This is a genomic window from Paenibacillus dendrobii, assembly GCF_009807035.1.
Lineage (GTDB): Bacteria > Bacillota > Bacilli > Paenibacillales > Paenibacillaceae > Paenibacillus_AQ > Paenibacillus_AQ dendrobii.
In genome coordinates, this window is record NZ_WUBI01000001.1 from 1281452 (window position 1) to 1306214 (window position 24763).

A 24763-nucleotide genomic window follows, 5' to 3' on the forward strand; every position below is an offset into this window, starting at 1 on the left:
GCTGGATACGGCACGTTATGAATCACCTTCAGCTCCTGAATCTCTTTGGGTATTCCGTTTGGAAAAGCTAAACAAGACACTCCAGCATTGTCATCTCGATTAAAATGCTTACAGAAAACGCACGGAATCGTAAAATCCATATCTTCCTCCTACCATCCGGAGCACTGATACCCGCCGTACTGCTCATACCATTCCCATATTTTAGGGTCAACGGAGACTCCGGTTATTTTAGCTGTAAACACTTCAGGCATTAACTCAATAGGGAACCATTTCGTAGCATATTGACACAGGTTGTTGGCTACGTAGTTCTCGTCCGACTTGGATAATATTGTCTGATTGCCATATGCATCCGGGTCAAGATCTGAGTACTGATAAAATAAAGAGGCTCCTACATTGTGATAGTGAAGCCAATGCCCGATCTCATGAATGACTGTCCTTAACCGGTTCGGTGAGGACTTCTGATGGGTATCATATTCCATTCGAGCAATTTCAGTTGCATGTTTAAAGTCATATGTTTTGCTTACAACGACCTCATTAGCGGGTGGGTTGAAATATCCGTTCGCTCCATTTCCATTCTTGATGTTGATATTCAATTGATACTTTGCCACCATTCCTGCAAAACCATCGCATGTATTGAACAGCAGTGCGATTGCTTCGGTTACATAGTTAGCTGCATCAATATTCGATCCAAATTCACACTTCACGCCAAGGTTTGCTGCCCACTTCTCCGCATCCTTGACCTCTTTAAAAAGATTCCATTGCACAGGAAGTACGACGCCTCCTCCTTCTGATGAGGGAGGGACCTCCTCATCCGGTATCTCAGGCAGCGGATCCGGATAGCTGCCCAAGTCTGTTGTCCCGAATGATTGAAGATCGATATCAGGTTCGGTCAGGAAATGGAACATCACTTCTATATTCCTTGCTTTGCCATCAACTGCGTTGAACTCGAAAACTATTTCTTTTCCTGCTAGAATGGGATGGGCTACCTGAAAGTAAAGACCTTCATCGTACTTCATGCAGTGAATGTTCTTCATGATTTCTTTCCCATCCACGCTCAAGTTCCAGTAATCCCGGAAGTTCTCACTGTCAATCCTGACCGATATCGCGTAGAACTCAAGGTCATGTGACATGAAAAAGGTGTCCTTAATCACGCGAACAACATCTGCTTTGCGTGGAATAGCTACTTGCCGCCCTATAAAATGAGGGAAGAGCTTCGTCGGATGATATGGAGGATCTAACCGACCTCCAACGGCATACTTCACGAACATTTTTGCCCTCCTTTGCGGTTTTCTCGTATACGGTGAACGATGCACGAGCAAAACCTGAACGTATATCCAATTCGTTCGCCTCTCAAGGCAATGTCCTCTCCCGTAACCGACTAAATGCCTTTCACAGTGAAGCTTCCAGGCTTTCTCCCAACCTGCAAACCATTTGAATTCAGAAGATCCATGAGTTGAGAAGTTGTCACGTTGCCACTGAACTTATTTTCAATTTCGCTTATCAGGACTTGAATCGCTCTCCTAGGTTCCGGATGAATCGTGTCCGGTTCATGGATGAGGGTATAGTTGTAAACTCCGTCGCCCCAATTTTGCAACGCTAATCGATAGCCTTGTTTGTACAACTCGCTGAGACGAGCTTGCCAGCGAAGACTAATCTCTTGCAGCTCAACATTCGTAATTCCCTTTGAACCTGCGTTCCGCAGCGCGGTCAGTACACGAATACGCTGCGATGGTGATCTTTTCGTCGCTTCCTTTATAGTCGTTGTCGCCATGGATCAATGCTCCTTGATATGAATAGAGTATCCCTACAATATCAGTAGTGAGTTTATCCCGGTCAAAAGTTGCGGAATATAAAAAAAGCCGCTATAGGCGGCTTTTTTTCGTGAATTACAGCGAAACATGACCTAAGCAGTAAAAGGTAATCACCAATTATCCTTCAGAATTCCCGTCAGCTTCTTCTACATCAGCAAACACGCCAACTTTATATTCGATACCGAACTTAGCAAGCTTCCTTTTAACCTCTTCTTCAAAAATCCTTTTCCAATCCAGTATGCCTCTATTCATGAGGTCAATTTGCTCTATAGAAAAGCTCCCGCCCCAATACGGGCTGATTTCAATATCTGTCTTGAACGCTACTCCCACATCATTGGGTATCGCGTTTGCCATCGTATTTGAAATTGCTTTCAATGCAGCAGGGCTGACATTTGCAGGAACATCAAACATTAGTTCATCATGTACCTGGAGAACGATATGTATATCATCTTTTTCGAGTTGTGACTTATAATTTTCCCGCAACCATTCGCCGCGATCGAAACATTTGGATCCATCTGCCCGTGTTGGGTAAAACAAATCAACCATCGCTTTCTTCGATTGATCGGCAGACGACCCTTGAATTATGGCATTACAGGATTGGCGTTTGCATTTATCGATTTTCCAATGAGATCCTGGGTTGCCCCGTGAATCCTTCTGCTCAACTTTTGCGATTTCCTCTGCAAACCTCCGTTTTCTGCCAAGGACTGTTACAATGTACCCTTTCTCCATAACCTCTTGATGGGTCTGAATTTCCCATTGGCGGTATTTCGTGAGTTTTGTCTTAAATTCATCGATAAGCGATTTAGCTTCACCTTTGCTTGATTCAATTTGGTCCGCCAACCCCCTCTCCGTAATACCATAAAACACGCCAAATACCACTGACTTGCTCTGTTGACGTAACGCCTCAAAGAATGCAGCTAATTCAACTATCATGTCTGCGTTAATGAAATTACTGTCAATATAGGTCTTTTCCTTTTCATTATGATAAGTGATTGCGTTAATGAGATCCTGGGTGTTCTTCCAATATCTCAGGACTCTTCTTATGTTCTGGTTTGTCTTTTCTTTGGATTCCTCCTTGTACAGACGAATCATTTCAAACATTTCATAGTTAAGTCCATGCATCTTGCAGGCTACACTACTATGAATATCCAAACCTTGTTTGAAGATATCAACGAGTATTTCCTCTTGAGTAAAGATAGCCAGCCAACGAAGCTCCTGCTGTGAAAAGTCAGCCGAAACCAATAAACGGCCATCTGGAGCACGAAAAGCATAGCGGATGAGATCAAATTTCGACGGAATTTGCTGCAAGTTCGGATTGGAACAGGATACTCGTCCGGTCCGTACTAACTGGTTATAGGTGCAATGTATGCGCCCGTCTACAATGTCTTCGGGAAGTTTATAACAAAAGGAGTGAATCAGTTGCGAAAGTCCACGGTATTCAAGAATAAGAGAAAACACTTTATGTTTATTTTTGTTTCTGATGAGCACTTTTTTGCTAATAGACTTTTTAGGCTTTCTAAGCTGGTTATCAAAAATCATCTCCGGCTGAAGCAATTGATGTTCATCATAGAGTTTATGAGAAAGCTGTATAGAAGAATTCAGATTCAGTTCCTCCATAACCACATATTCCTCTTTGAATTTGATTCCATGCCGGCTTCGGGTTCTTGTTCGAGTTACTGATATTGTGCCACCAAGAATTTGATAGATATCCATCTTCAAATTTTTCAGTTTTTCCGAGAGAATCCCGCCGATTACATCTTTAAGAAACTTGGAATCAAGCTCTACGCCCCGCCGCTCAGCTGATGCGAATACGGCAATCAGAGGCATCTCCACTTCATTAAAAAGTTTATAGACCCTTGAAAGGTTATACGAAGGATTTTCGAATACCTGTTTCTGATAGAGGAAAACCAGATGCGTCATGTATACATCATGGCAAGCATAGTAATTCGCAGATCGGTGAGGGATGGTATCGAAAGATACGGTATCGAACATAATCCCATACTCATCAATGGGTCGATTAGGATCGTCGTAACTTAGTTTTCCTTGCTCAATTAGCCAAGGTTGAACATAGTTTCTGTACCATTCTTTCATTCCTTTAGGCATATTCTCATTCAGTAAACCAGCCGCGATCATCGTATCCCAATAGATGTTGAAGGTAATATCGATGTTTGCCCAATTTTTTAATGCGTGAACATTAAACTTTGCATTCGCCATGACGAGCATGCTTTCTGATTCCAGCAATGGTCTTAATGTATCGGCTACGACATCAAAAGGAAGAGAAGGAATATCTCGTGACAACGGATGCAGAAACGGGCGCATGGGTATGGAAAAATATTGATGTGATATGAATCCGATAGAAATAGAGACAAGTTCATCCTTCCAGGTGTTTAATCCATAAGTCTTTGTATCAAGAAATACGGATGCATTTGCTCCATACCTCATTTTGTATTCTCTGTAATACTTCACTAACCTGGCCAATAATTCAGGTGTGTTAATGAGAATATAATTGTCAGGGATTGAACATATTTGTTCAATATTAAGGCTCATCTGATTTTTAGTACTCATTTTTCCTATCTTTTTAATCTTTTCATTATTCTTAGTTCGAGTCTTGGTTAGCTTCTTTTCCGCGTAATTTAGGATGTTCAAAATTTCATTCATATCAGACATAAACATTCCCTCCTGGTGCTATAGCTTCGGCTTTTAATTGAATCTATTTAGATGGGAAGTTTACGTTACCACGATGTTTCAGGAATTAATGTTGATTGATGAACGGCTTATGGATTATCCGTTGCATGTTCTCGGAGTATATAATTTTTGAAATAAGCCATGTTTTTGCGGATTTTGATTGCCTTTATCCCCTAGTCCTGCATTACCGGTGATGGTTGCTTGCATAAAACCAGCTATCTCGTCAGGAGAATGAGGTGTGATTTGTGGCAAAATATCAGGTAAGTTCTTCATAAGTTCTCGCGATGGAACAGCTAATTTCGGTTCAGCTCCCGTATGATCAACTATATATCGACATGCCTTATAGGAAGTCTCAGCTATTCCTTTACCCTTACGAAAAATCGTTACGAGAACCTTAGTCGGGTCCACGCCCTGCAAAGTAAAGTCGTCGTTAAGTTTCTTTATGTGAGTCTTAGCAAGGCTTATAAACTTAATTTTGTTTTCCAGGGGATCGTAAACACGAAATTTAATTCGCATCGCAGGATACTTCCCCGGATTTTTTTTACATAAAGGACAGATTTTATGACCGGGACAACGAATATAACTAGGAATCAAGGACTTCTCATAATGTTCTCGTACGCCGACAAGATTGTCATGCCAATCGATAAAAAGCAGGGTCATTGGCTTATTTTCTTCAAACGTGATAAAATCGGCGCCCCCAGAAAGAATGGCTTTAAGACCGTGAACTACAGTATTAGACATCATGTGTTCCTCCTAATGTTGTATTATGTTCGGCTGCTATTTTGATAACCTGTTTCAGATATTTCTCTATTGGGTAATACTTCGTAATGATTATGTAGTAGTCGTTTCAATTCAGCTAAACGTTGCGAGAAATCTCATAAATAAGATGAGTAATTGTTGCAAGAATATTTCCATTGTGCTACCATTAAGGTACACATAACTGAACGGATTACGTATATTACCAAGATAAATCTTAGAGAATAAATGTCTATTAACACCATTATGTTCTTTATGCTCTACATACTTTTTTTAATTTTTTCATCGCTCGTGAAGCATGAGATTTGTTCAATCCTAATTGGTTTGAAATTTCAGTAGGTTTCATGTCCATACCTTCTTCGACAAAGAGCATATAATCAATAATTTTACGTTCTTGCGGAGTAAAATCGGTTATATGAATGAGATAGTCGTATCGAACATCCGACAGATGATAACCAACTTCTTCAACTTCATAAGAAAAGTAATCTATGGTAGAACCTGATTCCTCGTCAGCACCATCACAAAAATTAACGGATATTGAGGCTTTAGTAATTTTGCGGTTTTTCTGACGATAGTAATCAAACACAGTGCGTTGTACGATTGTATGCGCGAAAGTGAAAATGTCACTTTTTATTGTTCTTTTTTCAACTGCAGTCAGGATCCGAAGAATAGAGTCGCTTTTTACGTCTTCTCGGTCTTCTTCTTTTACTTTCGGAAGGAAGAAATCAAATATTGGATTTAAACGATTTGGATCGAAAGTCTGTACAGTTGGGATACTTCTTGAAATATTCATGGTTAATTTCCTCCGATATCATGTGTAATGTTTAATGTGAAGCTTTACGATTTGATGTTACTGGAACTTTTTTTGGCTTACTGAATCTGAGTTACTTGAATAATGAACCTATGAGATTGACATTATGGGTTTCTAGCTTATCCAGATATCCCGCTTGGAAGAGCTCGTTGCTGTCTTTGAGCATAGGAAAATCAGGGTAGCGCACACGGTTCACAACCAACCCGGCTCTATCCAGTAATCCTGCAGCATGATCCATTCCCTTATCCCCTGCAATATCGTTATCCAGCATGAGATCTACTTCAGTAATTCCTGCTAATTGAATTTCTCTGACTTGATTCCTAAATAAGATTCTACCGTTTATGGATATTGCTGGAATTCCAACTTGATAGTTGGACATACAGTCTGTTGGTGACTCTACCAATCTTACTTTTGCAATTCGTTTTGCTGTAGTTTTAAGTTTGTTAAAGAAGTGAAGACCGAACACAATGTCTTTTTTTATTCCCATACCTTCGTTAATAAACTTAGCTCCGTGATCATTCCCACCTATTTTGCGCTTTTGGATAAACCGGAGATGTCCTGTTCTTGTTCGTTGTGGAAACACAATTGTTTTTGTTATCGTGTCCACACAGATTTCATAGGTTGATAGAGTGTGGTCGTCGAATCCTCGTTGTTTCATGTACTCTATCCCTGACCGATAGATAGATTCGTTCTTCTCCCGCGAATCCTTGATGTTCTGAAGTACCCCTTCATCCAAATGTGGTATTTCGTAGCTGTTCCTTCGATTTTCAATAAATTCCACGATATCAAATGTGCTGTATTTCTCTTCTATTACATTTGAGGACAGAAGAATTTTAACACCCTCTCCCGCCTCTAATCCCAGAACATTTTCTATTAAGATATCGATCGTCCCCAGGTAGCCGCATACAAAACAGTTGCAGTGATAAGGAGGAATGCGCGATATACCAAAAGAAGGACGGCTCTCTGTGTGAATGGGACAACAACACATGATCCAATCATTAGTACAATTTATTCCGGTTAAAGCTTTGGGATTATTCGCATATCTTGTTTGATGTTGATACAAAAAACGAAGTTCTTCTATCATTTCGTTGATGTCTATGTACAGAGCGTGTAATATTCCCTCGTTAAATTTTTCCTTTTGTTTTATCAACTTGCATGATCACTCTCCTCGCAGATTTTAGAAGTATTGTTCTTGAATGGCATCATCTAAAACGTTGACAGTTCCTGTATCAAAGTCATAACGAATAAGAAACGATTGGCCACTTGCGTTGTTTCGATTTTTTATGACCTGAATTCGGAAGGTATTATCGCTTACTTTCACGATGGAAATTCCTTTGGAAGCATCTTGAACAATCGAAAATGCTTCTCCAATGTCCGTTTCTTCTACTTTTTCGGTATTGTCCTTTTTGATTTTCCGAAGAGACTCACGGTTCGCCTGAGCGACGATCATAGCCGGCTTTCCCGTATCCAAAATGATTTCACGAATTCCTGCTGATACTTCAAAAAGGCGCTGTCTCAAGTCTCCCCCACTATCTCGGCTAGATCGTCTAACTTTTGAAAGTTGATCTAATGTCCAACGATTATGACCTTCGCGTTCAAGTATTCGGTGAATGGTTTCCAAAGTGAACGGTCTACCGCCATTACTATTTAAGTCATAAATCACCATGTCCTTTTGCCTTTGCTTAAGTCTATCAACATACTCCGCGTAAGCATCTCTTTTCTCGTTTGAAAGAGTACCACGGGTAAGAGCAAGTCGAGATAATCTAGCAAGCGTATTATCCCAATTCAACGCAATTTCAGTCGCTCTTTGCTCAAGGGCAAAGTAGGCTGGATAATCATCTTCTAATGAACTGTTCCAAGCTGCGCTCATCATGAAAGAAGAAATAAGTGTCTTACCCATATTCGTTGGAGCAAATACCAGAAAGTAATCGACAGCTCCCTCCTGGAACTCCAAACCATTTGTGGCCAAATCAAGCGGCTTGAACCCTGTAGTCCATCCAATGATTTCGTTATCTGACCTTCCGTGTATCTTGTTATAAGCATCAAGCCGTGATTGTGCGTTTCTAATGTAAGAATAACCTTGAGAGCTCAAACCAAAAGATTTTAGAAATTTCTCCGATTCGACTTGAAGTTGTTGAATTGCATTCAACGTATCCTTTTGGGCAAAAGTCTCCGCAACAGAGATCAGAACCGGTTTAAATCGCCTGTACAGGAAGTCCTCTTTCAATGACCTTACAACATGTTGTATATTTTCCAATTCCACTAATTCGAATGAGTCAAACTTGTTCATTACGGTTTCAATGGTTGGAACATGCGCATTCTCATTGACGAAGCACTGAATGTAGTTGAAAACATCCTTGTATACCTGAAAATAATCCTCTTCTAACCCTGCGCCCCCTATGATTCCCCATTCTTTCGTAACAAGTACATGATTAAGTAATTGCAATTCCTCAATAGCTGCCATAAGTCCTCTCCCCTATGCCATGTACTATCAGTAGTCGATATGACCCATATATTAGTTGCGAAATACACTTTTAAGTTTTCTACACAAATAGTATCAATAATATCATTTTCTTGAATTATTCATATGTTTTGGAACAAAAAAATGGCCAGACCAATGGGTAAATTGGACTAGCCTTAGTTAAACGCTCTATATCCGCGAGTTCTAACTAATTGCCGTATATTTCAAACATAAGGGGATATCTCAAAAATACCAATCGCTTTGGCTAAAGGAATGATCAGAGCAGGTAAGGCGATACTTAATAGCTTTCTATTCATATGCCTTTCAGGGTGGTCTTTCCTCTCGTATTCGCGCGCAAGTTTCTCTATGTTCTTGTCGAATATGACAAGCCAGTAAGACGCTTCGCTGCATTCTTCTATAAAAATTCGTGTGAACAAGCCCTTCACTTTGACCTTTTCTATAGGAAACAACGGTAGCATTAGATTGTCGATCATTTGCTTGGCAGTTTCTGTATAGTCAGGGATCGTGATACTACCGCTATCGTCTCTTAAAAATTTAACCAGCGCCTTCTCTAACGCAGTATATGATACCTTATACCTGACATAGAGAGAATCGGCACATATTCTAACCTGAGTATCAATCGCCCCGGTTCCCGTAAACTCTTTTCGGAGTTTAGCAAATAGTTTTCCAAGTTCTATTTCTAATCTCGCCATACTTTTTTGACCTCCGTTCGCCTAAGCTCATCCCTGAGTTAATAGAAATCACTATACAGAGCATTAGTGTACTTTTACCTCATAGTAAGTAAGTGTTAAGAATGCAGTATAAGTTGTGAAGAAGCGAACAAAAATGTTATTCAATTCCTGTAATTACAAATTCTCAATAGTGGTATATTTTAGAAACCCTTCGATCTCGCCCCCCCAAAGGAAGTATCATCGTGTTGTAAAGCATACGAGAAATTACCATTTCACCAAGCATTTCGGATGACCGTAATTGTGTCTCACAATAGTTTGAAGTGAACACTATGGAATGTTGCCGTTCCTTTCGGTGGTCAATAACATCGTAGATAAGATCACGGATAATGGGCGTAATCCTTCCAGAACCAATATCATCCAAGACAAGTAATGGCACATCCTTCATTAGAGACAGTTCTTTATGTGCTTGGAATGTAAATTCCTCATCATTTCGGGTGTATATGTCCCGTTGCCTATTGGCCCAAGCTCCGAATTTAACGTACAGAGCTACAGGATTTTCATAGTCAAACCACTCAGGGTCACGACATACCTTGTAGATGAACTCATTGAGAACTGCAATGGCTGTCCATGTTTTTCCGGTACCTTTATGATTGTTTAACAGTGCTAGATTCAGACCAGACCGGACAAAACCTACAGGATTAGTTAAAAGTTCTATTAATATATCAGCATACTCAGCGTTATCGGAATCCTTCGTATAGTGGAAAAGATTCGCATTAAGGTATTCCTTGGGGATTCTCGCTAAGTCTAGTGCCTTTGTTAGCTTATCATTCCCCACACAGAACGTTAACAAAGAGTCGGTAGGAAGCTTAACGACACCACGCCTGAGTTTGCACCATTGCTTTACAACGCACTCTTCGCATGTATTAAACAGTTCACTCATGGGCTAACTCCTTTTATCCTTTTCAAGAATTCGTCGACAGAAGCACTTCGGTCCCTTTGTTCAAGTTGTTCTGCTCCTTCTTTTTTTCCTGTATTATCTTGGGAGTTAACGTCGTTCGTTTTTTTTCTTGTCAGAAAAAAGGAGTCGATCTCGGGTTTTACTTCTTCTCTGTTTTGTAGTTTATGCCTGGTCTCATCATCCTTTCCAAGGTTATTAATCAGAATGTTCCTGACGTGAGCTTTTGTGGTAGGATTCACTGGAATATCCTTAAAATCAATGTTAGATTCAGAAATATTCTCAAGAATATCTATCACACCATTGTAAATATCCTCGTAAAGGGAAGTTTCGATGTCTCTGTACACTCCGGTTATGATTCCCCAAAACATTTCTGAAACTTGCAGGTGCTGAACTTTATCGGCGTCCACTAAATAATAATTATTCGTACGCCGTTTACCGTTCCGTTCCTTGATGATGAATCCTTTTTCTACCAATTCATCGATATATTTAATTGTGGTCTTCTTCGTGCAGTTACACCCCATTGCAATGCGAGCAACGGACGGAAAAGCCGTTTTACCATGCTCGAAAATATAACCGGAGATAATTCCATAGACAATTTTTGCAACGCTCGATAGACCTAAACAATTGATGACCATCCTTGGTAGCTGGACATGTCCTCTGTTAACTGATTCGTGATATACGAAACGCTTTTCACTATTGATGATCAGCTGCCCTTTGTAGTCATCCATTGCATACCATCACTCTCTTATAATGTCGTCGAGGCAATCAAGAATAATTTTACAATTAATGAAATATGGGAACATCTGTTTGGTAAATATATCATGAGAACAAATGTTCGGTCAAGGTCATAATTCTCTTCTTTAGCTATTCTTTTACATACGAACCTCTATGATAAGCCTTTATCCTCTTCGGTACATTCGTACACAATATGAATGACTTGTTCGAGTATGTTCTTCATTTTCTTTCCACATTTTTCACAATCATATTGCACGTGATTTGAATTTTGTTTGTTGGCTATAATTGCATAAACCTCCAGATCTGCTTAAAATGGTTCTGTTAAATCTTCATTTCCCACAGTAAGAGTAGTCGGAACATGCGTATTAAATGTTGCAGCATATTTTGAAGTAGCTTTGGCACCTCATTGAAATCGTAAAAAAGCGACGGATATGATCCGCCGCTTCCGTCATAATTAGGATTTTACTGTATCCCTAGTTTTTTTAGCAGACTGTTCAGATAGTTAGCTCCTCGGGAAGCTAGAATTCCGGCAGCAACCATTGAAGCATACATTGTGGCTCCCGTCATTCCAAAAGGATTCAATCGGAATGCAAATGCTAGCGCAACTCCTACTCCAATCGAAACTGTGTATGTAACCTTGTCCCTGATTTTTTCAGGAAACAGATTTTTTAAAATCTCAGTTATGGATTCCGTTAAACCCGCTACCAGTATCCATAGACCTGCGGTAGTAACGATTGCTGCCAGAATCGGATTCAACATCCTAGTTCACCACCTGACGAGTGATCAACGCAAAATTGATTATGGCCAGCTCATCCGTTGTCAGCGTTCCTTCATTCACTTTTTTGATCCACATTTGAGGGCTGTCAATGAGGGGTGAGCCATTTTTGCCATTGATTTGACTCAGCTTATGAAGTCCCTCAACAAGTAAAGTTTTCTGCCAAGCTTCCATTTTCATGATTTCATCATCCACCTTTGTCATGTTGGACCATACGAAGCTGCCATCACTTTTTTGGCGAACGCTTGCATTAGCCCATTTTTGTGCATACTTGATTGCGTTATCCAATATCGAAAAATCCTTCAAGTGATTATTATTCTGATACACGGAGTAATTTGGATCGTTTGTTTGGCATTCCTTCAACTCTTCAGCCACATCAATAAGAAATTTCTGCTTGCTAATGCCCATCGTTTTCAAGGCATTTTTAAAGGGATCCGATTTTCGGGACGGGTCAAGCTCATTGTGGCCAGATATCTTTTTCATGGGGTCGAGGTTGTATGTATCGCAAAGATAGGCAATATACCATACATAACGTTTGTACGATTCGGTGTTGTTAATGCTTCCTTTTCGGGATGAATAACAAAGCTCAACACCAATGGCCTTATCATTCGCATCACATCCGTAAAGCTCGTTATCTGTCGTAACATTGTAGCGGACATGCCATGCCTTCTCATCAAGCGGTATACATTCAATAATTCTCTTATCATCAATAAACACATGGGCCGATGCTTCGATCTCATTTGCAGAATTTCGGAAGTAATTAACGTTGCCTGTCGCTGTGCTCCCGTCATTTCCAGTGTCGTGAGCAACAATAAATTCGATGCCGCGGTTCTTGATGGCCGGCCGTCTCAATGTTTTAGCTGGAAGAAATTCCTGCTCGATAATATATTTCATTTTAAACATGCTGTTCTTATCCTTTCCTTCGAAAGTTGAGTCGCCAATTTCTTATGTCTTATTTTTCAGAAAGATTTATGCAGATCCTTCATCATCCCAGCGTCTATCTGCGGACCTCGTAGATAATTGAGCCACCAGCTGTTCGACTTTGATATTTAACAATCTATTCTCTGAAATCAACTCCATATTCTCATTTCGGAGAACCGTAATCTCATCGCTCAGTCTCTTGATTTCGTCCTTGTAGGTCTTCAGTTCCTCTTTGAGTTCGGTGCGAAACGCTTGCTCGTCCTTCGAGAGAAGTTCGCGCTCAGACATTCTGTCTTTGCTGCGACCGCTAAAGTATCCGATCCCTCCCGTCATTAAGGATACAATTCCACCGACGATTGCAGTTGTTACCCCTACGTCCATTCAATTCACCCGTCTTTCGTATAGCGCAGTCTCCTTCTAACGCTGTCATTTGTATTCGCTGATCATTGCATAGGGTTTTCTTTCGTTTCAGGATTCATGATCTCACGCTCTTATAATTGCAATATAAGTAAAATGACCAAAAAAATAACCCTGCCAAGTAGGCAAGGGTTTTTCATATTACATGATAAATGCATAACCGCCGTCTGCGATTTCAACAACAATACGGCTAAAAAGGATCGAATCATGACCAATGATAATATGCGTAGACAAATCGCTCGCGAATCTCTCTGCAACTCTTATTTTGCTCGTCATATCTTTAAATGCTTCATGCGGAACAATGATACTCGAAGCCAGGTATCCCGATTTGACGATAAGCATACTATCGAGCTCGGATTTAGTCCATACATCAACGAATGCCCCAAGATCATTAGAGTCATTTCTTCGAACGGTGATATAGGATTCAAGCTTATTATCATCTAAACCCAGGACTGTGATTGTCGTTGGAATCATGGAACTCGAAGTAACATCGATCTTACCGGCAATATAAGGTCTACTTACGCCAATTGCAGAAGTTAACGATGATTTCTCGTCCCGCATGACAATGATTACAGAACGCTGGTCATTCGACTCATTTCTACTGACAATGAGCGTTCCTGACTGAAAATCCCTTGAAACCTTAATTTTTGTATCCAAAACACTATCCCGTTTGTTACTGACAATAATGGCAGATGGCAGGTTGCTACCATCAGACCTATTGACAGTAATTTTGGATAGCATGTCTCCCCTGACTACCTTCAGAAACGTTTCTAGCATATCAGGGTTAAAGACTTTGATACGCCCAGAAAATTCATTGATATCCCAATAACTTTTGACCGAGATCTTCGTCGTAAGGTCTTTGGTTTTATTTTGCCGAACGATGATACTGTCCATCACTTCTGCATAACCAGAACTTTTTACCGCTGGATCATAATACTCAACGACAAGTAACGGCGAGTATCCGCTGCCTCGCTCCCGTGTACCCAAACGAACAAATGGACTATTCTGCAAATTCTCAACTTTCAACAACATGCCCTTGTTGTCCAGTGTCCCATCATACCAACCTTGGACGGTACTCAAGAAATCGACTTCAGCATAACTCTTGGGAACGTCCGCAACGAATGCTGTCAACTTTCTGCCGTAGCGAGGTGTACTGGCAAAAGTAACACCTGCTTCAGTCCATTCGTCTAGGATCTCGTATAAGCTTACCGGAGCCCCGGCAAGGGAGCTCTGCTCAACGTAAAACCTCAAAAAAGCTCGTTTAAGCTTCATCCCTACCGGAATGGCTTTGGTATCGAATTGAACTAAAGAATAAAAATCTTCGCCATCTGCAGCTCTACCCACGAGCATCTCTTGCTCCCCGCCATAATTCAGGCGAGGTACATTCGAGCGAACAAAAGCATCTTGGACGGGGGACAGGCCGACCTCAATCATAGGAGGCGGGGTAACAGCCGTCGTTACGCGCATTTTAGCATGCGGGGTAACGGAGATATAACTGACAACATTCCCTGTTTGCTTAACGTCAATCGAGGACGTGATTTGGTCAATATATACAGGTGTCACGTCAGCATGAACGCGCATAATTGCATGAGGTTTCACGTTAATCGTTCCGATGAAGTCATTCCTGTTGAGAACAGTGAAAAACGCCTTCTTCTGATTGAACAAAGAACCACGAAAACCATAAATTTCGATTTCTCCGATAGTCAGCCATCCCCCGCCTACGTTAGCGGTTGAGTTAATTCTGAACCATCGATATGCCGGAATTTGCTTCGTTATTTGGTATTCTCTGCGCTCGTTAAGTTTCCAGCTCGGCTCGTTAACACGAGAATCTAAAACATCCCAGGTATCGCCGTCCTCACTGCCCTCAAACGTCCACGTCTTCGTCATATCCCCAACACTCACGTTTGGAGCCTCTAGCAAATAGCTAGTCAAAACCGCTGGGTCAACAATGTCAATGGCCAGCCATCCCTTGCCACCATTTGAAGAGCCATTGGACCATTTTCCTGAACCAATGACGTTATTAAAAGCAAGGTACATGTTGTAGTCCGTAGATGTATAGTTTGCAGAAGCCTTTAAAGTGTACCCATTTGAAGTATTGGAGGTCATGGGTAACGTCAGATCTCCCAATTGAGGAGATATCCCCCCGCCATTTTCGTTAAATACGCCGATGGTGGAAACTAAATCTTCTCTGTAAGGGATGACCACATGCGTTTTCCTCTGTTCAAGACCGGTAATATATTCATAAGCATACAGTTCAAATTGTTGTACACCGAGCTGATTACCGGAGAGCGGATTGCTTATTTCCCATTTGAAGTAGCGGTAAGATTGGCCGCCAGCATCAACGGCAAACTTACGCAATTCACCACCAGCCCAATCCGGAACGAACCTCCTCATGTCGAGAAGTTCCCAGCTCCTCTTATCAAGACTTCCATAAAATATCCAGTTTCGCGGCGCTTGTGCAGCATAACTAGGCCTTGAACCTATTCCATAACCTGCGATGTTCAATGGGCTTCCGTAGTCGATCGTTAACCAGCCTGAATTTTGCCCGGCAGGCGCTGCCCAAGGATAAGTAGAAGTCATCGAGTTATCGAATGCATTCCATTCCGCATGTGTGGCATTATATACGCCTGAGGATTCAAACGAGTAACCTTTCCAGTCCGTCGATGTAACAGGAAGGGTCACGTCAGTCATCGTAGACTCCGGATATTCCATATGGTCTTGATAGATGACCATACTGGACTGGAGGTCGTTTCTATGGCTGACGTTGATTTTGCTGAATAAAGAATCTTCTCCATGATTCGCAACGAACATGACAAACAGCGGTCTAAAGCCGGTGTTAACTGCAGAAACATCTGTCGTGGCTATGGAAGAGAATCCTCCTAGAGAGTTCCCTCTGACCGTTCTATTATTCATGTTATTGGAGTGAGTATTGCTCGTCATGGTCCAAGCCCCACTCCAATTCCACACCCTGTTATCTCCCGCAGCAATTCTACCACCAAAACTGTTACGCGTTATATAATTATCCCATTCATTATCATATGCAGTACTGATAACACCACCGGTAGGAAGCCGGACAAGAGCATTCGCAAGTGAAGAGTCTTCCGTATACAACTGAAACGTATCGATACTGCAGAAATAACCTGTGTATCCGTTGGTAGCAAGGACGTGCAACCGATACATCGTATATGGGGTATTGTTATTAAATGAGAAAAACTTCTCCGTAACAAGCCCCTGTTGTCCGCTTCTTTCGTCCAACAAGTACCAATTGGCACCATCATTGCTGCCCATAATTTGCCACTTGGTAGGTGCGGCGGCATTATATGTATTAGATAACAAGGAATAATGCTTGATTATTTTCGCTGAACTATACTTTACAGTCAATGAAGCAGGGCCTGGATTAGAAGCCACCCATCTATACTTGTCGCTTCCAGAAAGACCTTCGAATGCCTTCCATCCATCGTAATCATCTCCTACTTTAGAAGTGACCTCGATCGATATGGTTCCATCATCCGATATATTGCTACGGAGAATTGGAACGGTTGGGACCTTCTGTTTATCCAGCACAATACCTGTTGATAAACCATAATCATTCATGCTCATCCAAGACGTCCCGCCTTGAATGTTCCTGTCAGCCAGGAGAACCAGCCTACCTAGAACGTCCTCGTCAACAACAATAAGGTAGAAATCCCCAGAAGGGTTAGCTGCTTGGATCGTCGGCAGAAATTCCTCAGTTTCAGCGCCTAAACCACTAAAGTTGCCTAACATGCTGGCACGTGAGGAATAGTGAGCCCGAATCCTCTTTCCCACTTTTAAATCACTTTGTTCAAGTACTTCATCGTTATGAAGCAACCTTCCATCGGCATCAATGTCAATGGCATCGAACCTGTAATCATATCCTGAGGAGTTTGTTGGCTTGGTTACAACAGATACTTCCACGGAGTGCCGACCGAAAGAAAGGTTGGTCTTTTGAAAACCTGCTACCCGATGATAATAATAAGAATCGTAAGCACTGAAATAACCGGCGTCGACTCCATCTACTTTAACCTTGATGTTTGTTGCGTAAGTATTCGATTTGGAAATAATGAGTCGAAATTTAGTTCCTATGAAGTCAAACGATAACTTCGTATCATTGATGCTAGTCAGGCAACCCGTTACGCTGCCCCCAGAGTGGTCAGCAAGATTTGCGTTCGTCCAACCGTTACTAGGGAAATAGCTAATGGCTGGATGGTTATCCTCATAGCGTTTCCATCCGCTCTCAGGAACAGGAATGACTGCTCCTTCTTCACCCACGACATATCCATCGGCATCTATATCAAAAGCATCAAAGAAGAACGAACCATCACTTGCTTTCGGATCTATCACTATTAAAACATCGTGGAATCCTTTGTCCATCACAGGTTTATCGAACACGACGACTTGCCCGATATTGGCGGTGTTGAATCGTGAAGTGAAGGTCCCTTGATCAACATTATCGATATACACTCTCATGGTTTCTTGTCTGTCGGGATATGTACAAGCTAGTAATCGCAGTTTTGAACCAAAAAAGCGAAACTTGATGTGATCTTGATTCCCTTCAAGAGTGGATGCGTTTCGAGTCAATACCCTTGACGCTCCGCCATGCATATTAGATGTGCCGTTAGAATTGTAAATGCTGTATCCATGGGGATATAGGACTTGGGTATCTGCACACCTTTGCCAGCCTGTTTCAGGTACGAGCAGCTGTGTTCCTATGCCAAAAATCACATATTCATCAACGCCTACTTCAGCAGCATCGAATTGGGAGAACCAGTCGCTTCCAGTGTAAGTTTTGATCAGAACCTCATGTAAACCGTAGGAAAGACCCACCTTTTCGAATACGAGAGTACTCTTCCCGGTGGTGGTCTTGGTCGTGGAATACTCTATTCCATCAATATAAACCACATCACCATTATTGCCTTGGTTGTAGTTATAGATCAATCTGACCTTTGTTCCATAGAACTTGAATTTAATCTCTTCAGCGTTATAGTGGATACTGCCGTAAGGTCTATTGGCTTTGTAACTAAATCCGGAGAATGTGTCGTCATACCTTTTCCATCCATAATCGGGTACAGAATACAGAGAACCCAGGTTTGTGTCCCTGTATGAGTCTGTCACATCGGCTAAAAACTTGACTTCATTTAAAGTGACTCCCCAACTCCCCGAACGATATAATTCAATGCGTATATAGCAGTAATTATCATCCAGTACATGTTCCCTAGCTGTGCCGTAAGGACAGTTAGCATAGGTATTGTTCACTCTCGGGACAATTTCAGTCCATGGATCATTTTTTTGATGGGCTGCAAGGATTCTATAACTCGAAATAGATTCATCACGTGTGCGAGGATAAATCGTCATTTTCTTGAACCTGTTAATCTGATTTATTATCGCAGAAAAATCAAAATCCAAGGTAACCGTATCTCCGCCGTTTGTCAGCCAATAGCTTAATAGATCTCCATTAGAGTACTTCCCGTCGAATAAGAATCCCATATTATAATTACCGCTGTACACTGGCATGCTACTTTTAACAATAACACCATTTTTCGTCGTATATGTCGTCTGATTCGCTGTACCCCCAATACCATCTGCTAAATTCAACTCGTAAAGCATTCATTCACCCGCTCTCATTGTATTGAGATCATTAAACAATGACATATTCCAAAGCTGGTCTAAATCCAATCTTTGATGGTCCGGTATAGTTGGCAACCGCACTCCAGTACTCTGTCACCGAGCCGTTGCGCCCCCTCACTGTCCTGCCCGTACCGTTATTCGTAAAACCTGCAGGAGGGTTTGTAAATCCAGAAAACACAGTATCCTGTGTCCACTCGGCTGAAGTAGAATTATCGATATTATTCCACACCTTTAATCCCCACTGGCCGTTCTTAATGAAAGTGTCCCATTCGTTTTCTGGAGGAAACAAGCCTAATCCCTCATCTGTTGTTGTTGGATGCCCGTCGAACCGCAAATAAGCGATTGCCCCTGTAAGCATTCGGACTTTTGTCACCAATCGTTCTGAACTCATTCGAAGTTCGCCGATTCCTGAGTAATTGGCATGGCCGTCATTCTGCTCGATGACAATTCTGTATCGTAAATGAGCTTTAATATTATCCAGGTTGTAACTTCTCTCTTCTAAGGCAAGCCAGCCGCCTTGTCCCTGTTCATCCAATTTGACCCAGTGATTTCCGTCCCATCCCTCAAAAGACCATTTACTTGGCATGGTCGCCGATGTATTGGGTGCTTTTAGATAATATTTTTTCACTACTGTAGGCGTTTGAAATGCGTACTCTAACCATACTTGCTTCTGCCCGTTAACACCGATCCAGCCATAAGATCCATCCACGGCGTCAAAAGCCTTCCAAGGGCTATAAGTTGTACTGTAAACAGAACTTGCAGAAGGGATCCCATTAGGTGCCACATTTAACATTGGAATCGTGTCAGCTACCATAAGTGGAATCATGCTATCGTTTAATTGGGCACCATGGGTATAGCTTGTCATGTTTAAGGTTAACCACGAAATTCCGGTTTGTATGACCCGATCTGCTACGAGAAGACCTTCCTTAACCTTGATGAAATAGAAATATCCATTCGGTGCGATCGGTCCGTCCAAAGAAATCTCTGCATCATCCGTATCCGTTCCGAGACCATAAAACACTCCTGCCGTTCCGGATGAAGCTGAGTACCCGCATCGAATATAATCGCCGATTTCCATCTCCTGCACTCTTGTTCTCAGCTTTCCTCCCGTTTTGGGTTTGTTCTGAGGCGTTACGAGATATCCGTTAACATCAATATCGACAGCATCCCAGACGTGGTCTACACTGTATGCCCCAGCGTTTATTTTCTCTACACTAACCGTATGGGTTCCATGCGGAAGGCCTGTCTTTTCATATGCCAAAAATTGATTATTTCCATTACTCGTTCCATTTCCAACAAGGGAATAGTACTCCGTTACGCCGTCAATCGTAATGGCTATTTTGTCCGAGTATTGAAAGTACATGGACGTAATAACCCGTAGCTTTGTCCCTACAAAAGAGAAGTCAATCTTATTTCCAATGACGGAGTTAGGTTGTGACTTTCTTGCTCCTCCGTAATAAGCCGCATTTGAGTCCGTTTGCCAAACACCTTGGTAGGTAAAGCCAGGATGCGTATCGTCATACCTCCTCCAACTCTCTTCTTGCTCAGGAATGACATACCCAACGGCATAGGAAATATGCCCACCCTCATTAACGTCAAAAGCATCCAGGCTCACTTGCTTCCCCTCTATATTTGTCCGAATGGTTACGTTGTGCCGTTTATCTTCGAGCCCGGTCAGTTCAAACAGCAAGGCTGCACTTAATGTCGTGCCCGCATTGTTAAAGTGATATTCCACCCCATCGACCATAACAATAACATCCGTTGAAGATGCCGACTCCCGGTACGAAATAATTCGCAAGGATGTACCATAGAAAAGAAATTCACATGTTGCGCTAGCGCTCTTACTGTACTGAAACGTACCTCCATACTTATCTGCAGAACTGGACGATGTACTCCAACTGCCCTTGTACCTGACTGCCGCGTGGGTACTGTCGTACCTTTTCCAACCATCTTCAGGCAGTAAGATGGATTCCCCAATGACCGCCATTAAGTTACACCTTCTTTCTTATGCTAGATCCGCTTTAGCGTAGATGTAAAAGTCTCCTCCTGCCATCGTGTCTTCCTGTGTGACAATACGCGCATAGAAAGTTACGCTCTCCCCGTCCTTCAGCACTCCACCGAATGTATTGTTCTCTTCTGGAATAAACGGTGTATTAAACCTGCTGATTTCGACTGCAACCTTTGGAGGGAACTCACTGGGTTTAATAAAAATCTGCACGTCAGAAATGTCAAATCCGCAGAAATTGGTGAGTTTCAGCTTCCTTGGGGTAGCTACCTGTCCAGCTGTCATGGTTCCAAAATCCAGGTTATATAACATGTTTCCTTCCGGGTTATTAAAGGGAAAACCGTTTTCATTCGTGAACAATAAGAACGGCTTATCCACTAGAAAAAAAGGAATATAAAGCTCGTCAATAAAAAACCTGTCATAGCCCACTGACTGACTGCCATCCTTGGAGTAGTTGAATCTTAAAGTGTTCTTCCCTGCCTCTAACCTATAGTTGAACTTTGTCCAAGCACTCATGTTTCCCGTATCTATCCTTGCAACATTATTGATATAGAATCTAAATCGGTCATAGCTTGATTCTGAACTGCAAAAATACCAAAAAGAAATATCATTCGCGTAGGGCAGATTTAGTTCGATGTAAAAGTCTGTTGATTGACTATGGCCGATTTTGACGTTGCTAAGAGAACGCGTTCCAGAATGTTTAGCTTCAGTCGTGTACTCAAATTTCCCGGTTATGGTGTATGGCCTGTTATCCTCCTCAAAGTCGTCGGTGATGGCGTATATAAAGTTTGGCACTCGAAAACCTCCTTATCTTAGTTCCCAATGAATGCTCCCGCCTAAGTTACTCTGAAGTGGGGCTTCTATGAAATCCACAGTTCGACCATTTCGTTTAATGGCTAACCTCCCATTCAGATCTTTGCTAGACACAAGCCTAAGTTCTAAAGACGCCAATTGATTCATAGGAATTTGGCAAATAGCCTGGAAATGAAAATCCGTGTCATCTATAGTAAACTTGGTTTTATAGCCAAAGTTAAACTGTGTAATCATCGTCTGTCCTGAACCCTCGACTTTAGGATTAAAAACAAATTCTGCATCTTTATATGTGATAATGTCCTTGTAGTTCATTGCTCTTCCTGTTAATTGGTACGACTTCTCATTCGTCACATAGTCTACTTCTATCATCTGGCCTAGAATCTTGAAGATTCCTCCGTATACCTCGAAGTACATTGAAGCTCCATTGCCGAGAAGACCAAACCTTAGCAAGTTATCCCTATGAATCGAACAGAAGTTATTCTCTTTTTTCGTAATATAATCAAATTCCGATAAATGAGACCCATCGAGGTATTCTGCCACCCATACGAATGGCTGCTGTACTGGCGATGTCATCATTTCCCTGTTTCCAAACATCCAAAATCCCCCCATTGTATTGGTTGAAAAAACCCTACTAAAATAGTAGGGCTACATGATTTACGTAAATTGATATGCGATACGGGTCAGGAAAGTGAAGCTACCCGCGGTGGCGGTTGCTGGAACCATAGCTTGAAGAGTTACCTTAGCGTAGTTTGCCACTGCGCCAAGGGAGCCGTCATTTGCAGTTCCTTTGATTTTGCCTGCTCCCGCCGCCCCGCCTGCCTGAACGACTTTCGTTGTCGTTCCTCCGATTGCAGTAAACTGCGTTTCATTCATGGAATCTACACGGGCTTCAATCCACTTATTTATAACGACTTCGCCCGTATTACTTCCAAGAACATCCTTTGTCGTTATAGTGCAGTTCGTCATATCAGATACGTCAGAATTTACTCCCCTGTTGTTCCAGATAAGAAAAGTTGAAGCAGGGGATGGACTTCCTGCATCGACGACTCCGATTTGCCATTCCGTTTTTTGCGCGGTATTCGTTACGTCGAACCACTGTACTAAAGGGCTTGCCATCGTATTTCCCTCCTTGTTTATTACTATAGACAATATAAGTTATCCGGTGGATTGCTTAACAAAATGATAGTAAAAGAAAAAGACCCTTGTTAGGGTCTTTTTCTTTTACATCACTTTCTTGTATTGAACGAACACGACATCGGGTACGCCGTCGATCACTTTTAGGGTTTCCGGGGCAAAATTAAAGCCGGTGATTTCACCCTTACCATTCTTCAAGTAGTCAAAGTTAATGCCTGGAGTCTGAAGCTGACCGTTGATCGCCAAACGTACGGTCTTATCCTTAGCCAATCCCTTGGTTAACAGATACTCCGTCTCACCGCCCACGGCTTCAAACACTTCCTCTTCGTCAGCAGACTCAAGCTTATACAATCTGTCATCCTGATCCGTATTCTTCTGTTCAATCATATCCATTCGAGAATCACTCGAATCGTTTGCGGATTTGATTCGTGAAGCGAGATCTGACAACACAGCCTGTACCGTTAGTCCCACGTAATTAGAATCCGTGATTACGCCTACCAAACCTGCCCCTGAAGGAGCGGCAAAATTGTCTTGAATGCCTTGGTCAGAAGCTGCTCTCTCTTGGATTTCTTTGTCAATTTGTTCTTGAATGGATGTTGCAAGATTCGCATTACCGTCATTGTCGAGTGTTCCTGATGCGCCGTATACGTCTTTCATAAGCTGAATGAGGTTCATATATGCTTTTGCATCCGTCGCGCCTTCAACGAAACCAGCCCCGCCCTTTACTATCGCGTCTACCGGAATAACAGACAGGTTCGTCCGAACAACAAATCGATAGTCAATATTTTCTGCATCGACTGCAAAAGCATACGGTTGTTCGCTACCGCCTTCAATGCTATAAAACTTCAGTACATACTTCCCTGCTTGTTCTTCCAAACGGCCGTAAACGACATCAGCGTCAGCATCACCAATCGGACGATCTGTGCCTGTTACCCGAAGTTGAATCTTTTCGCTGAGCACAACACCTTCGACTGAATTTCCAGTAGCTACAGGTCTATTCCCGACATCGGAAGACACCTCGAGCTGCGACAACCCGGCTACCGCTTTATCATTGACTTGGATGAATACGTCAATCTTCGTTTCTTCTAGAATCTCGCGATGGTTTTGGTAATGAATATCAAGGTACGTCTCACTGATTTTGTTATTTTCATCAAAATGATGATTACGCATGATACGATTGTTAAACTGTTCACCACGGAATCTAGCAATCCCTCTTGTTCCTGCCATATCCTATCACCCCTCTTAGAATTTTCACTAGCCATTATAAGTTAATTAATCCATTTATTAACTTAAAATGTTGGAATGTCTTACACCCTTACCATGACCTCTATTGTAATACCGGCAGCTCCATTGCCCGCTTCCATAATGTTCACCCTGAACAGATCGTTTTTTTCCACTTGTGTCAACGCAAGTGAGTAAGGTGCACTGCTTGTATTCGAAGACTTTTCATTCGCATCCACAATCATTTTTTGACCAAAAATACCAGACCACAGCGGAATGGAGTCGTAATCGTTCTGGGTGCATTTTTCGATTTGAATGATGGTCCTTGTCGTACCGGGTTCTGCACAGGAAGCATACACTTCCGTAATAACCCCTTCGTGCGGAAAGCGAATATCGAACTTGGACGCTCCAACCATAACCTTCGGCAAAACCATCACGATGGTCTTCATTTCGATACGATCCTGAATATAATCAAGTCTGTCGTCAAGTGTATGAAAAGGCACATCCGTATCTTTATACCTTCTTGCATGGATGACTTCTTCTTCCAAGGAAAGAAAACGGTATGTATCGATGTTCCCTCCAGTTTGAAGGTACTCGGCCTTCCATGTAGTAATATAAATTTCATCGCCAATGGTTAACGGAACTTTCTGACCGGCTAGAGCGTGTCCTGGCGGGTAGCTGCCAAGATCTAACTTAAGCGTAGCCGAATCTATTTCCTCATAGCCTCCACCTTCCGATAGGCGCTGACCGTTGAAGAACACATCCAGCGCATTCCCTCCCATGACATAAGGATGCGAAAGGATGATGTACAAACCGTTATTCGTATCCAAGAATGCTTGGTCAACGATAATCTCCTGCTCATGTCTGTACGACACTTCATTTCCATAACGTTGCAACCGCATTTTCGTTCCCGGCATATATC

Annotated in this window: 20 protein-coding genes; all 20 read right to left on the minus strand. The window is 42.0% G+C overall.

Features of this window, described 5'->3' with window-relative positions:
- Nucleotides 1-149: 149 nt before the first annotated feature.
- Nucleotides 150-1268 carry a hypothetical protein gene (locus tag GRF59_RS05450; protein ID WP_237391636.1) on the minus strand — a complete coding sequence of 373 codons (1119 nt, stop codon included), beginning with the start codon at nucleotides 1266-1268 and terminating at the stop codon, nucleotides 150-152.
- Between the two features lie 110 nt (nucleotides 1269-1378).
- Nucleotides 1379-1771 (minus strand): hypothetical protein, encoded by a 393-nt coding sequence (locus GRF59_RS05455; RefSeq protein WP_160496616.1) that lies wholly within the window; start codon nucleotides 1769-1771, stop codon nucleotides 1379-1381.
- A 157-nt stretch (nucleotides 1772-1928) separates the two neighbouring features.
- Entirely contained in the window at nucleotides 1929-4478 is a 2550-nt protein-coding gene (locus GRF59_RS05460; RefSeq protein WP_160496617.1) for a DNA polymerase, read from the minus strand.
- Between the two features lie 114 nt (nucleotides 4479-4592).
- Entirely contained in the window at nucleotides 4593-5237 is a 645-nt protein-coding gene (locus GRF59_RS05465; protein ID WP_160496618.1) for a hypothetical protein, read from the minus strand.
- 268 nt (nucleotides 5238-5505) lie between these two features.
- Nucleotides 5506-6045: a sigma-70 family RNA polymerase sigma factor gene (locus GRF59_RS05470; RefSeq protein WP_160496619.1), complete on the minus strand. Its 540-nt coding sequence runs from the start codon at nucleotides 6043-6045 to the stop codon at nucleotides 5506-5508.
- Nucleotides 6046-6136: 91 nt separating this feature from the next.
- Nucleotides 6137-7213, minus strand: coding sequence for a toprim domain-containing protein (locus GRF59_RS05475; protein WP_237391637.1), 1077 nt, complete (start codon nucleotides 7211-7213; stop codon nucleotides 6137-6139).
- A gap of 27 nt (nucleotides 7214-7240) precedes the next feature.
- A complete protein-coding gene (locus tag GRF59_RS05480; RefSeq protein ID WP_160496620.1) occupies nucleotides 7241-8527 on the minus strand; it encodes a DnaB-like helicase C-terminal domain-containing protein in 1287 nt (428 codons plus the stop codon).
- Nucleotides 8528-8748: 221 nt separating this feature from the next.
- Nucleotides 8749-9237 (minus strand): Na-translocating system protein MpsC family protein, encoded by a 489-nt coding sequence (locus GRF59_RS05485; RefSeq protein ID WP_160496621.1) that lies wholly within the window; start codon nucleotides 9235-9237, stop codon nucleotides 8749-8751.
- Between the two features lie 163 nt (nucleotides 9238-9400).
- On the minus strand, nucleotides 9401-10156 hold the full coding sequence (locus tag GRF59_RS05490) for an ATP-binding protein (protein WP_160496622.1): 756 nt from the start codon (nucleotides 10154-10156) through the stop codon (nucleotides 9401-9403).
- Entirely contained in the window at nucleotides 10153-10902 is a 750-nt protein-coding gene (locus tag GRF59_RS05495) for a helix-turn-helix domain-containing protein (RefSeq protein WP_160496623.1), read from the minus strand. The genes GRF59_RS05490 and GRF59_RS05495 overlap by 4 nt, the downstream gene beginning before the upstream one ends.
- Nucleotides 10903-11371: 469 nt before the next feature.
- On the minus strand, nucleotides 11372-11668 hold the full coding sequence (locus tag GRF59_RS05500) for a hypothetical protein (protein WP_160496624.1): 297 nt from the start codon (nucleotides 11666-11668) through the stop codon (nucleotides 11372-11374).
- A gap of 1 nt (nucleotide 11669) precedes the next feature.
- Nucleotides 11670-12587, minus strand: coding sequence for a peptidoglycan recognition protein family protein (locus GRF59_RS05505; RefSeq protein ID WP_160496625.1), 918 nt, complete (start codon nucleotides 12585-12587; stop codon nucleotides 11670-11672).
- 66 nt (nucleotides 12588-12653) lie between these two features.
- Nucleotides 12654-12986 (minus strand): hypothetical protein, encoded by a 333-nt coding sequence (locus GRF59_RS05510; RefSeq protein WP_160496626.1) that lies wholly within the window; start codon nucleotides 12984-12986, stop codon nucleotides 12654-12656.
- A gap of 177 nt (nucleotides 12987-13163) precedes the next feature.
- Nucleotides 13164-18647, minus strand: a complete 5484-nt coding sequence (locus tag GRF59_RS05515; RefSeq protein WP_237391638.1) for a DNRLRE domain-containing protein — start codon at nucleotides 18645-18647, stop codon at nucleotides 13164-13166.
- A 31-nt stretch (nucleotides 18648-18678) separates the two neighbouring features.
- Complete coding sequence (locus GRF59_RS05520; protein ID WP_160496628.1) at nucleotides 18679-20415, minus strand: discoidin domain-containing protein; 1737 nt, start codon at nucleotides 20413-20415, stop codon at nucleotides 18679-18681.
- Nucleotides 20416-20673: 258 nt separating this feature from the next.
- On the minus strand, nucleotides 20674-21468 hold the full coding sequence (locus GRF59_RS05525; protein WP_160496629.1) for a hypothetical protein: 795 nt from the start codon (nucleotides 21466-21468) through the stop codon (nucleotides 20674-20676).
- 12 nt (nucleotides 21469-21480) lie between these two features.
- The gene (locus tag GRF59_RS05530; RefSeq protein ID WP_237391639.1) at nucleotides 21481-22080 is read right to left on the minus strand and encodes a hypothetical protein; all 600 of its coding nucleotides are present in this window, start codon (nucleotides 22078-22080) and stop codon (nucleotides 21481-21483) included.
- Nucleotides 22081-22140: 60 nt separating this feature from the next.
- Nucleotides 22141-22602, minus strand: a complete 462-nt coding sequence (locus GRF59_RS05535; RefSeq protein ID WP_160496630.1) for a hypothetical protein — start codon at nucleotides 22600-22602, stop codon at nucleotides 22141-22143.
- 105 nt (nucleotides 22603-22707) lie between these two features.
- Nucleotides 22708-23847, minus strand: coding sequence for a hypothetical protein (locus GRF59_RS05540; RefSeq protein ID WP_160496631.1), 1140 nt, complete (start codon nucleotides 23845-23847; stop codon nucleotides 22708-22710).
- Between the two features lie 80 nt (nucleotides 23848-23927).
- A complete protein-coding gene (locus GRF59_RS05545; protein WP_160496632.1) occupies nucleotides 23928-24758 on the minus strand; it encodes a hypothetical protein in 831 nt (276 codons plus the stop codon).
- Between the last annotated feature and the right edge of the window lie 5 nt (nucleotides 24759-24763).

Coding starts and splice junctions, on each gene's coding strand:
- GRF59_RS05465 (WP_160496618.1), bottom strand. CDS start 5,237: ATGTCTAATACTGTAGTTCACGGTCTTAAAGCCATTCTTTCTGGGGGC.
- GRF59_RS05530 (WP_237391639.1), bottom strand. CDS start 22,080: ATGTTTGGAAACAGGGAAATGATGACATCGCCAGTACAGCAGCCATTC.
- GRF59_RS05455 (WP_160496616.1), bottom strand. CDS start 1,771: ATGGCGACAACGACTATAAAGGAAGCGACGAAAAGATCACCATCGCAG.
- GRF59_RS05460 (WP_160496617.1), bottom strand. CDS start 4,478: ATGTCTGATATGAATGAAATTTTGAACATCCTAAATTACGCGGAAAAG.
- GRF59_RS05515 (WP_237391638.1), bottom strand. CDS start 18,647: ATGCTTTACGAGTTGAATTTAGCAGATGGTATTGGGGGTACAGCGAAT.
- GRF59_RS05520 (WP_160496628.1), bottom strand. CDS start 20,415: ATGGTCGATGGGGTGGAATATCACTTTAACAATGCGGGCACGACATTA.
- GRF59_RS05495 (WP_160496623.1), bottom strand. CDS start 10,902: ATGGATGACTACAAAGGGCAGCTGATCATCAATAGTGAAAAGCGTTTC.
- GRF59_RS05505 (WP_160496625.1), bottom strand. CDS start 12,587: ATGTTTAAAATGAAATATATTATCGAGCAGGAATTTCTTCCAGCTAAA.
- GRF59_RS05450 (WP_237391636.1), bottom strand. CDS start 1,268: ATGTTCGTGAAGTATGCCGTTGGAGGTCGGTTAGATCCTCCATATCAT.
- GRF59_RS05480 (WP_160496620.1), bottom strand. CDS start 8,527: ATGGCAGCTATTGAGGAATTGCAATTACTTAATCATGTACTTGTTACG.
- GRF59_RS05470 (WP_160496619.1), bottom strand. CDS start 6,045: ATGAATATTTCAAGAAGTATCCCAACTGTACAGACTTTCGATCCAAAT.
- GRF59_RS05500 (WP_160496624.1), bottom strand. CDS start 11,668: ATGTTGAATCCGATTCTGGCAGCAATCGTTACTACCGCAGGTCTATGG.
- GRF59_RS05485 (WP_160496621.1), bottom strand. CDS start 9,237: ATGGCGAGATTAGAAATAGAACTTGGAAAACTATTTGCTAAACTCCGA.
- GRF59_RS05535 (WP_160496630.1), bottom strand. CDS start 22,602: ATGGCAAGCCCTTTAGTACAGTGGTTCGACGTAACGAATACCGCGCAA.
- GRF59_RS05490 (WP_160496622.1), bottom strand. CDS start 10,156: ATGAGTGAACTGTTTAATACATGCGAAGAGTGCGTTGTAAAGCAATGG.
- GRF59_RS05510 (WP_160496626.1), bottom strand. CDS start 12,986: ATGGACGTAGGGGTAACAACTGCAATCGTCGGTGGAATTGTATCCTTA.
- GRF59_RS05545 (WP_160496632.1), bottom strand. CDS start 24,758: ATGCCGGGAACGAAAATGCGGTTGCAACGTTATGGAAATGAAGTGTCG.
- GRF59_RS05540 (WP_160496631.1), bottom strand. CDS start 23,847: ATGGCAGGAACAAGAGGGATTGCTAGATTCCGTGGTGAACAGTTTAAC.